General features: G+C 41.3%; 12 protein-coding genes and 1 riboswitch. Of the genes, 2 read left to right on the forward strand and 10 right to left on the reverse strand.

Features of this window, described 5'->3' with window-relative positions; all coding sequences use genetic code 11:
- Positions 1-34: 34 nt before the first annotated feature.
- The 5 genes from F968_RS11430 to F968_RS11445 form a co-directional block, all read right to left on the reverse strand.
- Complete coding sequence (locus F968_RS11430) at positions 35-1,057, reverse strand: ABC transporter substrate-binding protein (protein WP_004793223.1); 1,023 nt, start codon at positions 1,055-1,057, stop codon at positions 35-37.
- The gene (gene atzF, locus F968_RS11435) at positions 1,054-2,865 is read right to left on the reverse strand and encodes an allophanate hydrolase (RefSeq protein ID WP_004793225.1); all 1,812 of its coding nucleotides are present in this window, start codon (positions 2,863-2,865) and stop codon (positions 1,054-1,056) included. The genes F968_RS11430 and atzF overlap by 4 nt, the downstream gene beginning before the upstream one ends.
- Before the next feature lie 12 nt (positions 2,866-2,877).
- Entirely contained in the window at positions 2,878-3,312 is a 435-nt protein-coding gene (locus F968_RS11440; RefSeq protein WP_004793227.1) for a CopG family ribbon-helix-helix protein, read from the reverse strand.
- A gap of 4 nt (positions 3,313-3,316) precedes the next feature.
- On the reverse strand, positions 3,317-3,442 hold the full coding sequence (locus F968_RS19810; protein WP_001000625.1) for a hypothetical protein: 126 nt from the start codon (positions 3,440-3,442) through the stop codon (positions 3,317-3,319).
- 192 nt (positions 3,443-3,634) lie between these two features.
- Positions 3,635-3,988: a winged helix-turn-helix transcriptional regulator gene (locus F968_RS11445; protein WP_004793228.1), complete on the reverse strand. Its 354-nt coding sequence runs from the start codon at positions 3,986-3,988 to the stop codon at positions 3,635-3,637.
- 92 nt (positions 3,989-4,080) lie between these two features.
- On the opposite strand from F968_RS11445, the gene F968_RS11450 reads away from it, so the two are divergent.
- Positions 4,081-4,617, forward strand: coding sequence for an NAD(P)H-dependent oxidoreductase (locus F968_RS11450; protein ID WP_004793230.1), 537 nt, complete (start codon positions 4,081-4,083; stop codon positions 4,615-4,617).
- 40 nt (positions 4,618-4,657) lie between these two features.
- Here the strand turns inward: F968_RS11450 and uca are convergent, their stop codons facing one another.
- The 5 genes from uca to F968_RS11475 all read right to left on the reverse strand — a co-directional run bounded on the left by uca (position 4,658) and on the right by F968_RS11475 (position 12,338).
- A complete protein-coding gene (gene uca / locus F968_RS11455) occupies positions 4,658-8,263 on the reverse strand; it encodes an urea carboxylase (protein ID WP_004793233.1) in 3,606 nt (1,201 codons plus the stop codon).
- Between the two features lie 2 nt (positions 8,264-8,265).
- Positions 8,266-8,919, reverse strand: coding sequence for an urea amidolyase associated protein UAAP2 (locus tag F968_RS11460; RefSeq protein WP_000217380.1), 654 nt, complete (start codon positions 8,917-8,919; stop codon positions 8,266-8,268).
- Between the two features lie 15 nt (positions 8,920-8,934).
- Positions 8,935-9,675, reverse strand: a complete 741-nt coding sequence (locus F968_RS11465) for an urea amidolyase associated protein UAAP1 (protein ID WP_004793234.1) — start codon at positions 9,673-9,675, stop codon at positions 8,935-8,937.
- Positions 9,676-9,703: 28 nt separating this feature from the next.
- Positions 9,704-9,799, reverse strand: a riboswitch (guanidine-I (ykkC/yxkD leader).
- 188 nt (positions 9,800-9,987) lie between these two features.
- Positions 9,988-11,151 carry a zinc-dependent alcohol dehydrogenase gene (locus F968_RS11470; protein ID WP_004793236.1) on the reverse strand — a complete coding sequence of 388 codons (1,164 nt, stop codon included), beginning with the start codon at positions 11,149-11,151 and terminating at the stop codon, positions 9,988-9,990.
- A gap of 236 nt (positions 11,152-11,387) precedes the next feature.
- Entirely contained in the window at positions 11,388-12,338 is a 951-nt protein-coding gene (locus tag F968_RS11475) for a 3-hydroxyacyl-CoA dehydrogenase NAD-binding domain-containing protein (RefSeq protein ID WP_004793237.1), read from the reverse strand.
- Between the two features lie 203 nt (positions 12,339-12,541).
- Between F968_RS11475 and yddG the strand changes: the two genes are divergently transcribed.
- On the forward strand, positions 12,542-13,474 hold the full coding sequence (yddG, locus tag F968_RS11480) for an aromatic amino acid DMT transporter YddG (RefSeq protein WP_004793240.1): 933 nt from the start codon (positions 12,542-12,544) through the stop codon (positions 13,472-13,474).
- Positions 13,475-13,592 lie beyond the last annotated feature (118 nt).

The following is a 13,592-nucleotide window of genomic DNA, read 5'->3' on the forward strand; positions in this document are numbered from 1 at the left end:
CCCAAGTTGAACTTGGGCTTTTTATTTATTTGGCTTATTTGAATTGTTCTATGAGTGTTGGATAAATTAGCCCATCTACATTTTGCTCAGTTTTATAAATCCCATTTTCGACGTTAAATTTATTGACGTGATAAGTAGAGCCATAAATCGAATCAAAGCCTTGAGATTTAGCAAATACTTTTTGATTGGCATTGATATCTAATAGATGTGTACCGCTAACCATCAACTCATATTGTTTTGGGTCGACCCCTGATCGGTTCGCCATGATTTTAACCGCATCGGCATGGGTTGCAGGGTCATTAATATATTTAACTGTTTTGTCCCACACCTGAATGATTTTTTTCCATTCTTCTTGATGGGCAGTTAAGTGGCTCATGTTGACGGTCAAGGTATCGTAAATTAAACCCGGTTTGTCTTTAGAGCTATAGATAATTTTAGAACCCACTACTGCTTTTAAGGCCTGACCCGCAACAGGTTGCCAAACGGCAATGGCAGAAATATCGGGACTATTAAACACTTGAGGTAATTGGTTCGTCGCCGAATTTACTAGCTTTACCTCATTCGCTTTAATGTTATTGTCTGTTAAAGCTGTTGCTAGTAAAAGATGATCAACCAAGCCTTTTTCGACACCGATTGATTTTCCTTTTAAATCTTGAATAGTGTTAATACCCTCTTTTGCAATAATGACATCATTACCTGCAGAATAATCCGTTGCCATAATCATCATGCCTTGAGTACCACCCGAAGCTGTTACCAAGTTATCGCCATTGGTGACTAACACGGCATCGAGCTGATTTGCCGAAAAGGCCGAAAGCGAAGCCGAATAATCAAACCATTTAAACTCTACATTTAAGCCTGCTTCTTTTAACCAGCCTTTTTCAATAGCCACTTGCCAAGCTACCCAACCCGGCCAATCGCTATAGCCAATGGTAATTGGTTTTGTATTTGTGGCTGCCTGAGCGTCTTGTTTGGCCTCAGGAACTTTAGCTGTATTGTCACATCCACCCAATACAACTGCCGATAAAATGGATACGGATAAAAACGCTTTTTTAATCATATAGAAACTTCCCCAACATTTTTACTAACAACACTTTGAGCGGTTTGATTGAGTGACTGTATATAGGCTCGCCAGCCTCCCAAATGGCTAATATCGGTTGCATCTTGAATGGCATACGCTTCACAAATAAAGCCTTTGACCCATGTACCATCTTTTAATTTCAAGTTCCCAATACCAAGGGGTGCAGGCACTTCGGCCACAATGGCTCCAAAATTTGCTAAGGGAACATCCCACACTTCGACTTCAATTGATGTCCCTGCTGTATCACATTGCAGCCCCGGCTTTGGTGGCGTGGTATTTTTTAAGGCAAAGAGTTTATAAGTCTCTGCGGTCTGGGTTTTCTTAAGCAAAGTGGCATTGCGGCTAGTGAGCTGAAAATTAAGCGGCATGCCTGTTAAGTGCGCTCCCACCACAGCTAGCTGCACTGAATGATTCGAGTGGATCTTTATACTTTTTTGATAATGTTGAGTTGATTTACCCAGACTCAGCGATGTTTCGGTTTGCCAAAGCTGCGCAAAATTGGCGAGTGCCTGATCGTGCCAAGCAGGTGCAATAAAAGTTACCCCACTTGGTAGGCCGTCTTCACGGAGTACATTTGGTAAAGCTAAAGCCGAAAGATCGGCAAAATTAACAAAGTTGGTATAGGCTCCCATGTGCGCATTTTTAGTTAAAGGATCGGCTTCAACTTCTGCAATGGTATAAATGGTTGGCGCTGTCGGGACCATCAAGGCATCAAAAGGTTGTAAGGCCAAATTAATTTTTCGAGCCAGAACGGCGCGGTTATATTCAGCTTGAAGTGCATCTGTTGCCTTGAATTTATCTGCCTGCGCAATAATTTGAGCAATAACCGGATGAGCATTTTCACGTGTTGTCATGCGTTCAACAGCAACTGTTCTTTCCGCTACCCATGCATCATTATACAGTGCAGCAGCAAGTTCATTAAACGCGCTAAAATCAATACTCTCAATTTCATAACCGAGTTTTTTAATGCGTTCAATTGCAACTAAAAAGGCTTGTTCAGATTCAAGATCGCCATAAAACTCAAGCTGAGCTGGAATAGCAATTTTTTGTTTAGAAAATTGAGTCGGCACATTGGCTGGATGCGCTCGTGAATATTCATCTCTTTCATCATACCCCTGCATTAAATTGGCAACTGTCCAAGCATCATCAATATGCAGCGCAAAAATAGAAATAACATCAATAGTGCGACAAGCAGGAATTAAACCTATGGTGGAAAACCAGCCTTTTGTCGGTTTAAGACCCACAATATTGTTATGGCCCGCAGGTACACGCCCTGACCCCGCTGTGTCTGTACCCAGACTAAAAGGCACGATGCCGTTGGCAACCACTACCGAAGACCCTGAACTTGAACCACCGCTGATATATTCGGGGTTAAAACTATTTTTTACTGCACCGTATGGCGACCGAACGCCAACCAGTCCTGTTGCAAACTGATCGAGGTTAGTTTTACCAATTACAATCGCCCCAGCTTTTTTAAGCTTCGCAACGGCGCTTGCATCTTGCTTAGCTAAATACTGGATTTTTTTACAGGCAGCAGTGGTGTGAAAGCCAACAACATCAATATTGTCTTTGACTGCAAACGGTACACCGTATAGTGGTAAGTCAGCAATATTCTGGTTTTTTAAAACATCAATTTGCGATTGAATCTGCTCGTTCGATGCAATTTCAATCCATGCATGGTCATCATTTTTAATTTCTGCAACATAGGTAATCAAATCTTTAAGATGGATTTGCCCGTTTTGATATGCTGTTTTCCAGTCTTGGATGGTCCATAAATTTTTCAACACGCTACTCCTCATTTAGTCATTTTGCTGTATAGCCGGCATGACAGCATCCATCAGTTCTAAATGCCCTTTGATCACCCCTTTAAGCACAATAAATTGCTGGCTAATTTGTCTGAGCTCAGAACTCGCGCCCTGCATTAACATGACCTGCAATATCTTTTGTTGGTCGAGTTGAATATGAAGTGAACTAATCACCTGCGCTAAAAACTGTTGTTGTAAATCGACCAATTGATTACGCAGGGTCATTTGGCTAGCGTCATAAAGTAGCGTCAAGGTGCCCACCATGACTTCATTGGCCTGTGCTTGCTCTGCAATTAAGTGTTTATTAATCATGTCGACAATGGCTTGCGAGCGACTTTCATAGTTCTGCTCGACAATTTTTTGGTCGAGTGCGTTGAGGGTCGTTTCAGGTACAGTAATACTGATTCGAGCCAACTTTTGTTTTGCCACAGTCTTATCCTTTTGTTTTAGGCGGCTGATTGTTTTGCTTGATATATACGCCTGCACGTACGCTAAGCAATTCGACTAAAAAAGCTTTTAAAGTTGGCTTTGGTTGAACCACAGGTTTTACATCGTTCATATCGCACCTCCAGTTTGGTATTACCAAATTCAGTTTTTGTATTACTGATAAGAGATGCAGAAAATGTGCCAGTTTTAAGGTTGGTTTTAATGGATTTGGGGGTTATTTATGAGTGCTTTTGGGGCAAAAAAAAGCCCCATGTACAGGGATAGGGCTAAAAGTTTACGTTTTTTAAAAACTAATTTTTTAATACTATTTCGGACTAATCATCGTATGTGCCCATACCGATAAAGACTCTAAAACAGGCTTAAAAGACTGGCCTAATTCAGTCATTTCATAGACCACTTTAATCGGTGCTTTTTCACCATAAACGGTTCGAGATATTAAGCCACTTTGCTCTAATTGTTTAAGTTGAAGGCTTAAGGTCATTTCTGTGATGGTGGGTATTAATTGATTGATTTCATTAAAACGTTTTGGCCCATCTTTTAAGTAATACAAAATAACGCCTTTCCATTTTCCACCCACCAAATCCATAGCCATACTGATATGACATGGATACGTTTTTCCATTCATGCTGATTTCACATTTATTTTCAGTATTTGCCATTTTTAACGCCACCTATCAACTTTGATAGTTATTGTACACCCATACTATAAAAATTATAGTGACTATGATTTTTATAGCTACAAGGCATTATTATGGCTTTACTTATTTTGGCCCATCCCTACTACGCTCAATCAATTGCAAATAAAACGATTGTGAATGAACTTATAAAAACCTATCCAGACCTTGAAGTGCGAGATATTTTCCAGCTTTATCCGGACTATAAAATTAACGTGATTGCTGAACAAGAAGCGTTACTACGCCACGACACTATCATTCTGCAATATCCAATGTTCTGGTTTAATATGCCGGCAATTTTGAAATTATGGTTTGATGAAGTTTTTACTTATCAGTTTGCCTATGGCTCTCAGGGCGATAAATTAAAAGACAAAAAAGTCATTATTAGTATGACGGTTGGCCAAACAGAAGCCAACATGGTGAACGACCAAGAAAACTTAATCGACAGCTTTTTAAAAGCGGTTCAACATTCAATTCAATATACGCAAATGCAGCTAAGCGGTACTTATTTGCTTTATGACGTATCACCTTTATCAGGCAATTCAGAGTCTAAAATTGAGTTAAAAGCAGTTGAACACGGTCATAAAGTATTAAAGCATTTGACCGAAGCATAAGATTTAAAGAGAGCATCAATATGGATGCTCTCTTTTGGGTTTAAGCCACAGGTGCCAAGGTAAAGAGTACTTGTCCTGTTTTTACGGTTTGCCCTTTTTCAATGGTAATGGTTTCGACCTTCATGCGTTCGGGCGCAATAATTGGAATTTCAATTTTCATTGCCTCAATTACTGCAAGGGTTGCACCTTCTTCAACTATATCTCCCGATGCACATTCGATTTTCCAGATTGACCCTAGCATGTGCGATTCGACTGCACAGCCGCCTTCAGGAATAACTACGGTTTCACCTTCATCAACAGCATCTAGACTTTCAGAGATATATTCTTGTAAGCCCGCTTCATGCCAACGGCGACGTTCAGCCTCGAAATTGGCTTGTTGCATATCTTTAAAGGCTTGAATGCTGTCTTGATGTGTTTTTAAAAACTCGTTGTATTCTTTTAAATTGAGTACACCGTCTTCAATACGAAGTTGTAGCCGACCCGCCTTAAAGTCTTCACGCATTTGCAAAAGTTCAGCTTCAGAAACTTCATAAAACTTAACTTGGTCAAAAAAGCGCAGTAACCACGGTTTGCCTTCTTCGAAGTCGGCATTTTTACGGTAACGACTCCACATTTGAGTAGTACGGCCAACAAACTGGTAGCCACCCGGTCCTTCCATACCGTACACACACATATACGCACCACCAATACCTACAGCATTTTCAGGTGTCCAAGTTCGTGCAGGGTTATATTTTGTGGTGACTAAACGTTGGCGTGGGTCGAGTGGTGTTGCAACAGGTGCTCCTAAATACACATCGCCTAAACCCATCACCAAATAGTTTGCGCTATAGACCACATCTTTAACTGCTTGCTTTGACGCTAGGCCATTAATACGGCGGATAAACTCGACGTTATCTGGGCACCACGGCGCATCTGGACGAACAATTTGTGTGTAGCGCTCGGTGGCAAGTTGAGTTTGTGAATCTTCCCAAGCTAAAGGCAAATAGACCGTCCGTGAAGGCACCTGCATATTTTGAATATCGGGTAACTCGGCTTCTGCTTGTTGAAGTTTCTCTAAAAGCTCCAGTTGATCGAGTTGAATTGAATCAAAATGAATTTGTAGTGAACGGATGCCCGGTGTTAAGTCGATAATGCCCTGAATGTTTTGATCTTTGACCCATTGCATGAGCGCATGAATACGGAAGCGTAAATTTAGGTCGAGTACTAACTCGCCATATTCCACCAACAAATAGCTATTTCCTGCTGGTCGATAGGTCACGCTTGGTAAGTCAGCTTCACCTTCTAAAGTGGCCAAAACCGCATCTTTTAAAGTGTCGGGTTCTGCTTGAATGATTGGATTAAAATCGATCTGAGTCGTATCAGCCGTGGTTAAGCTTTGATGATATTTTTGATCGAGTGCTTTCGCTTGCGCATAACTTACAGGTACAAATTTGACCTTATCGCCTGCTTTAAGTTGTCCAATTTTCCAAAGCTCGGAATGAATCACTACCGCAGGACAGACAAAGCCACCTAAGCTTGGACCATCTGGACCCAAAATAATTGGCATATCGCCCGTAAAATCAATTGCCCCAATCGCATAAGCATTGTCGTGAATATTGGAAGGATGTAAGCCTGCCTCGCCACCATCTTCACGTGCCCACTCAGGTTTTGGCCCAATTAAACGAATGCCTGTGCGGCTTGAGTTGTAGTGAATTTCGAACTCATTGGCAAAGAATGTATCAATATCTTGTTTGGTGAAAAAATCTGGTGCGCCATGTGGACCATACATGACTGCAATTTCCCAGTTTTGGGTAAAGCTAGGAATTTGTGCTTGAGCTAAAGCGGTGGTCGATTGAGCGGAATATTCAGTAATTGGCAGCATATCACCAATTAATAAATTACGGCCTGCGTGCCCACCAAACTGTCCTAAAGTGAAAGTCGCCTGTGATCCTAAATAGTCAGGAACATCGAAACCACCTTTCACACCTATATAACTACGGCAACCTGAACGGATAAGTCCACATTTTAAAATCTGGCCTTTTTTCACATTGATGGTTTGCCACATCGGTACCAGTTCACCATCAAGTTTTGAAGGCATATCACCGCCCGTAATCACAATTTGGCTGTCGCAGTGAAACTTTAAAGTTGGCCCTTGCAAGGTACATTCAAGCCCTGCCGTATTTGGTTCATTGGCTAAAAGCTGGTTTGCCACAGTTAAACTAAGTGGATCGATCGCACCTGATGGCGGCACACCAACATCCCAATAACCTAACCGACCTGTTACGTCTTGAATGGCGGTTTGAATACCAGCTTGCAATACCTCAATTTTTTGAGTTTTCCATTCAAATGTATTTAAAAAACGAGTGGTTTGAGTACCTAAAGCAAACACATCGCAAGCAATAATGTTTTGCAAATATTCCAGATTGGTTTCAATGCCTGCCACTTGCGTGTTGGCAAGACTAGCACTCATTGCCTGTATGGCTTGATCCCGTGTTGCAGCAGTCACAATGATTTTAGCAATCATTGGGTCATAAAAAGACGACACCGTTGAACCTGTTTCTACCCATGTTTCGACTCGTGTTTGTGGGTCAAATTTAACATGTGTGAGTAAGCCTGCACTCGGCTGGAACTGTTTAATCGGGTCTTCGGCATAAAGACGAACCTGAATGGAATGTCCTGTTGGCTCTAACTTTTCTGTTGGTGCAGACCAATCGCCACTTGCCAATGTAACCATCCACTCGACCAAGTCGACACCAAACACTTGTTCAGTCACGCCGTGCTCGACTTGCAAACGCGTGTTCACTTCTAAGAAATAAAACTCTTGGGTTTCGGTGTCCATGACAAACTCAACTGTGCCTGCCGAACGATAGTGCACCGACTGCATCAGTTGAATCGCAACTTTTTGAAGGTAGTCACGTTGCTGTTCATTTAGGTGTGGCGCAGGTGTTTCTTCAATCACCTTTTGATTACGGCGTTGCACCGAACAATCACGCTCACCCAAGGCTAGAACTTGCCCTTTCCCATCACCAAAAATTTGCACTTCAATATGGCGTGCATGTTGTACAAATTTTTCTAAATACAATCCTGCGTCTTTAAAATTGACCTGCGCTAAATAAGATACAGTTTGGTAGGCATCTTTTAACTCGGTTTCGTTCCAGACCAGACGCATGCCAATACCACCACCACCCGCGGTACTTTTCAGCATGACCGGATAACCAATACGGGCAGCCTCAAACAAGGCCTCGGCTTCATCGGCAAGTAGTGAACTGCCCGGAAGTAAAGGCACATTGCTTTTAATAGCGAGTTCACGTGCTGTATGTTTTAAACCAAAATCGAGCATTTGACTTGAAGTTGGCCCAATAAAAGCGATGCCTTGGCTTTCGCACAGATCACAAAACTCGGCATTTTCAGACAAAAAACCATAACCGGGATGAATGGCTTCAGCTCCCGACTGTTTTGCAACCTCAAGGATTTTTTCAATATTTAAATAACTTTGGTGCGCAGGTGCAGGTCCGATCAAGAAAGCTTCATCGGCCAAAGTCACATGTAATGAATCACGGTCGGCTTCGGAGTAAACAGCCACCGAAGCGATCCCGAGTTTCTTAAGGGTGCGAATCACGCGACAGGCAATTGCACCACGGTTGGCAATTAGAACTTTTTTAAACATGCTTACACCCCTTCCGCTTCACGGACAACCAGTTGAATTTTGGTTGGGTTATAGGCGTTACATGGGTTATTGAGCTGAGGACAATTGGAAATTAAAACAATCAAATCCATTTCTGCCCGAACTTCTACGTATTTACCCGGCCCTGAAATTCCATCATCAAATTTAAGCTGACCGTCTGGCGTAACAGGTACATTCATAAAAAAGTTAATATTTGGACCGATGTGACGGACATTTAAGCCATGCTTTTTTGCAATTGGGTGTTTTGCCAAGGCATACATAAAGTTGTTACGGCAACTATGCATAGGATACGTTTCATGTGCATAACGAACCGTATTACTTTCACATGAACAGGCACCGCCAATGGTGTCATGGCGACCGCAGTTATCATCATGAATAACCGCAATTGGACGGCCAAAGTTACTGTAGAGCTTGGTGCCCTTTTCTAAATAGATTTGTTGGTTGATGGCCAAAGTATCCATTGCGCTATAACGCTCAGTTGGGTTTTCGGCGCTCATAAACAAAGTATCGACCGCTTGGTTTCCCTCAAGATCAATAATTCGAAAATATTGGCCCTTTTTAACCTCGCACATCCACGCTTCACCCGCAGGACAAACTTCATTTAAAACTGCTTTTTCAAATGATTGTAAAACTGTCATGATGCTTCTCCTGATTTAAATATTGCTAAGCGCGTAGTAGCGGGCTGTGTTTTGAAAGGCACGCTGATTTTGCGAACATGCATCACGACAAATATCGCTGTCTGTTAGAGAGTTGGCTTTAAATAGACTGAGTTGAATATCAGCAGGTTGATAGATTGGGCTGGTGTCTAAACCATGCGGTGCAGCAGATAAAAATATTAAGCAGTCCATTTCAAAGCGCAGTTCAATGCTTTGATCGGTGTTGTCAGAACTGACATATGACAAGGCGCCGTTTTCATCTGGCACAACTTTAGAAAATAGGTTAACGGCGGCACTCAGGTCTTGGCTGGCAAGTCCGTATTTACACATTTCAATGAGTAAGCTGTCTAAGCCATTTTGGTACATATCATTGCGGGCATCTTGAAATGTACGCTCACCGAATTGCTTTTCAATTTGCTCAGGTCGGCTTGGGCTACAAAGCGCATCATTCCAACCATGATCGTCATGAACAATGGAAGCCATCACACGGCCTAGGTCTGAGTACAATACATTGGAAGCTTTTAAATAGGCAGTATGTTGCCCTTTTAAACTGTCGGGCATGTTAAAACGTTCAAGCACATCGGCAGCATTTACACAAAACAAAGAAACATTTGCCTGAGCGCCAAGCGATGTAAATCTAAGAATAGTTCCTTTTTGAATACGACCCGACCAGTGATGTCCGCCGGGTAAAAGTTCAGTCCAAATCGCCTGATTGTTATGATAACTTGCAGTGTTCATAGCTACTCCTGTCGGATAGTTTTAGACTTCCTCCCGGGCTTTTATCCCTCCGTGTAGTTCGCTAGGAACCGTGAACTCTCGGTCCAGTCATACGTGAAGTATCGGAACCCTAGATCACTTTTGATTGTTTATGACTATGCAAAGGACATGCCAGCTTAGTATTACGATTTTGGTTAAAAGTAATACTAAACTTGGGCCGTTTAGGTGCAATTTGAGTTCAAAATAAAAAACTGCACTGAAAATTGTGCATCTTGAAAATAAAAAAGCCCCTTTCACTAAGAGGCTTAAAACTAAATTAGAAGATTGAGAATCTTAAGGAAGCAGAATTACCTTACGGCAGTCCTCTTCTCTTTCATTAAAAATGCGATATCCCTCTGCGGCATCTTCTAATTTCATTCGATGGGTAATAATCGTTTCAGGTGACAAATCACCACGCTCAATCAATTCCAAGAGTTGCGGCAAATATTGATGCACATGGGTTTGGCCCATTTTAAAAGTCAGCCCTTTATCAAAAGCATCGCCAAATAAGAAGCCATGAATTGGGCCTGCATATACACCCGGTACGCTGACTACACCACCACGACGAACTGCGGCAATACATTGACGAAGCGCTGCACCACTTGAACCTTCAAGCTTTAAATTAGTTAGGACAGTTTCAATCACACTGCCTTTTGCCTCGAAGCCAATCGCATCAATCACAGCATCGACACCGCGGTAATTGTCGGTATGTTGAATAATAAATTCGGCCGCATCGACTTCATCAAAATTAACTGGAATGGCACCGTATGTTGCCGCTGCATAGTTCAATCGATAGACATTGTGATCGACCATAAATATCTTTTCTGCGCCGAGCATCTTAGCGCAAGCAGCACTTAACAGTCCGACTGGTCCAGCACCATAAATTGCAACGGTCGAACCACGTTTCACTTGGGCATTAGTCACGGCTTGCCAAGCAGTCGGTAAAATATCAGTCAAGAAAAGTACTTTTTCATCTGACAGTGAAGTTGGCACTTTAAAAGGGCCTTTATTGGCTTTTGGCACACGCACATATTCCGCTTGCCCACCCGGTATACCGCCGTAAAGATGACTATAGCCAAATAAAGCTGCACCTGGTGGAATTTGTTTTTTATTAATAATTGCGCCGCGCCCTGTATTGGTGGTTTCACATGCAGCAGTTAGGTCAAGTTGGCAAAAGAAACATTCACCACAGGCAATCACAAAAGGAACAATCACTCGATCACCCTTTTTCACTGCGGTGACAGCTGGACCGACCTCTTCAACCACCCCCATAAATTCATGCCCAAAGATATCACCCTGTTCGGTTCTAGGGATTTTGCCTCGATATAAATGTAAATCAGAGCCACATATCGCTGTGGCAGTCACGCGTAAAATAATGTCATCCGGTTCTTGAATAATAGGGTCTGCTACTGTTTCTACTCGAACATCTTCTGCACCGTGGTAAGTAAGAGCGCGCATTTTATATTCCTCTATTTTCTGTGATGTCCTTTGATTATGAGGAGGCTTTCTTTACGGTTTGCAACGATTCTTACTCTTCACGTAAGGCATATAGTTCAAATGCAACGCGACAGAGATTTCAGTAACATTTAATGAATATAGGATTGTTTCAGCTAGGGGGTTTTTTATTATTTGCCCCAACAAAAAAGCCAATCATCTCTGAAATAAAATGATTGGCTTTGTCTTAAAAATTTGAATTAATCTAACTTAAGTTGCTGTCTGAGCTTTAAGATATCGACCAAGCCTTTATCTCTGGTTTGATATAAGTCGATATCCTTATATTGGGTTAAAAGCTGATTGGTTTCTGCTTCTAACAACTCTGTTGTCTCGTCTGAATGTTGAAATGCTTGCATATCGTTCCACCATTCTGTCATTGGTGGGCCTAAATGATGAATTGCCTCTTTAAAACCCTTTTGGTTGGCAAGCTGCATATTAATGTAGGGACCAAATAGCGCCCATCTTAAACCCGGCCCACTGGTAATCGCGACATCGACATCTTCGGCAGAGCACACGCCTTGTTCAACCAATGAAAAAGCTTCTCGCCATAGCGCAGCCTGCAAACGGTTTGCGACATGCCCTTTTACTTCTTTATTTAAAATGATTGGGTTTTTGCCCAGCTGTTTATAGAACTCAGAAGCCTGTTTTAAAATTTGAGGATCTGTCAAATTACCGCCAACGATCTCGACCAAAGGTAAGAGATGAGGCGGATTAAAAGGATGACCTAATAAAATACGTTCTGGATGTTGCGCCTCTTTTTGAAAGTCAGACACTTTTAAGCCCGATGAACTTGAAGCAATAAGAGTATGTTGAGGGCAATATGCTGTGATTTCTTGATATAACTGTTGTTTTACATCGAGACGTTCAGGGGCATTTTCTTGAATAAAATCTACGTCTGAAACTGCATCTTTTAAATGATTAAAAATTTCCAGATGAAGTAGCACATCTGATAAGGAATGGGTGTGTTCAGCGTTTTGATCTAAAGCCAATAAATCATTTAAATTTGCAGATATTCTATTTTTAAAGACCGCTTCATCTATAGGATATGGGTCGTAAACCTTAACTTTAAATCCTTTATATAAAAATAAGGCCGTCCAACTCGCACCTATTACACCTGCTCCAACAACACCAACCGTTTTAATGACTTCCATATTTTCCTCGTAAAAATGTTGTTTTATTCGAAATTTCTTTACTCAATTGAATGCTAAATAAACATAGCAGATTCAACCAATCAATAAATTTAATTGTTTATATTTTATATAATTTGTCCTATATTCCTTAGCTTGAAAATTGAATCCTTTCATTAGTACAACTTAATCTTTTACCATTTTTTAACCGTTATTTACTGAATTTTATGTCAAAAAATCTAGCAACATTGATTGGTTTAAGTGCCATTCTCATGTGGGCATCTCTGGTCGGTCTGATGAAACAAGTCAGCGCCGCCCTTGGACCTGAGCTAGGTGTTACGCTTATTTATTCTTTAAGTGCGCTACTGTTACTGGCCATTTTCAAAGTCCCAGACTTTAAACAGATCTCTAAAAAATACTTAATATTTGGCACAATTCTATTTGTCGCGTATGAGGTATGTTTTTCATTTGCGATTGCTTATTCTCAGACAGCGCGACAAGCAATAGAAATTAGTATTGTTAACTATCTGTGGCCGAGTTTAACGGTTTTGGCTTTCGTGATTTTTAAGGAATTAAAGTTTAATTTTCTTATTATTCTCGGCTTACTTATTTCAATTTCTGGCATTATTTTTATTCAAACTGGAAATGGTGATTTTAGTCTAAATAGTATTGTCGATAATTTTCACAGCAACCCACTGAGCTATATTTTGGCATTTACAGGTGCCATCATTTGGGCTTTTTATTGTGTACTCACAAAAAAAATGAGTAATGGGCAAAATCCAATTTCCATTTTCTTTGTTGGTGTCGCGCTCACTCTCTGGCTCAAGCTGCTTGTATTTGGGCAATTCGCTATTCCATCAATCGATATTCCAGCAGTCATCACCCTTTTAGTTGCATCCGCTGCCATGGGTTTTGGCTATGCTGCTTGGAACATTGGCATCATTCATGGAAACATTACCATACTTGTGGTGGCTTCTTATTTCACCCCAATTATCTCGTCCATTTTGGCAATGTTTGTTTTACAAACTCAATTATCGATGAGCTTTTGGCAAGGAACAGCAATGGTAACGGCTGGTTCTTTTATTTGCTGGGTTTCAACCAACTGGTCTGTGATTCAGCCCTTATTTAAAAAATTAAGAAAAGACCAAAAAGCATTGTAGATTTATCGCAGTGCTTTTTTCGGACTTAAGATAACTCCGACGAATTAGAATTCCCCCACCACCAAAAGCGTGCTAACATCCAAATTCTGACAATCGTCCATGTCAAAATATTTTCAGA

It is taken from the genome of Acinetobacter sp. NIPH 817, from assembly GCF_000368405.1.
Taxonomy (GTDB): Bacteria; Pseudomonadota; Gammaproteobacteria; order Pseudomonadales; family Moraxellaceae; genus Acinetobacter.

Bases quoted from the DNA above. Each gene is read 5' to 3' on its own strand.
- F968_RS11430 (WP_004793223.1), bottom strand. From the start codon at position 1,057: ATGATTAAAAAAGCGTTTTTATCCGTATCCATTTTATCGGCAGTTGTA.
- F968_RS19810 (WP_001000625.1), bottom strand. From the start codon at position 3,442: ATGAACGATGTAAAACCTGTGGTTCAACCAAAGCCAACTTTAAAAGCT.
- F968_RS11445 (WP_004793228.1), bottom strand. From the start codon at position 3,988: ATGGCAAATACTGAAAATAAATGTGAAATCAGCATGAATGGAAAAACG.
- F968_RS11450 (WP_004793230.1), top strand. From the start codon at position 4,081: ATGGCTTTACTTATTTTGGCCCATCCCTACTACGCTCAATCAATTGCA.
- uca (WP_004793233.1), bottom strand. From the start codon at position 8,263: ATGTTTAAAAAAGTTCTAATTGCCAACCGTGGTGCAATTGCCTGTCGC.
- F968_RS11460 (WP_000217380.1), bottom strand. From the start codon at position 8,919: ATGACAGTTTTACAATCATTTGAAAAAGCAGTTTTAAATGAAGTTTGT.
- F968_RS11465 (WP_004793234.1), bottom strand. From the start codon at position 9,675: ATGAACACTGCAAGTTATCATAACAATCAGGCGATTTGGACTGAACTT.
- F968_RS11470 (WP_004793236.1), bottom strand. From the start codon at position 11,151: ATGCGCGCTCTTACTTACCACGGTGCAGAAGATGTTCGAGTAGAAACA.
- F968_RS11475 (WP_004793237.1), bottom strand. From the start codon at position 12,338: ATGGAAGTCATTAAAACGGTTGGTGTTGTTGGAGCAGGTGTAATAGGT.
- yddG (WP_004793240.1), top strand. From the start codon at position 12,542: ATGTCAAAAAATCTAGCAACATTGATTGGTTTAAGTGCCATTCTCATG.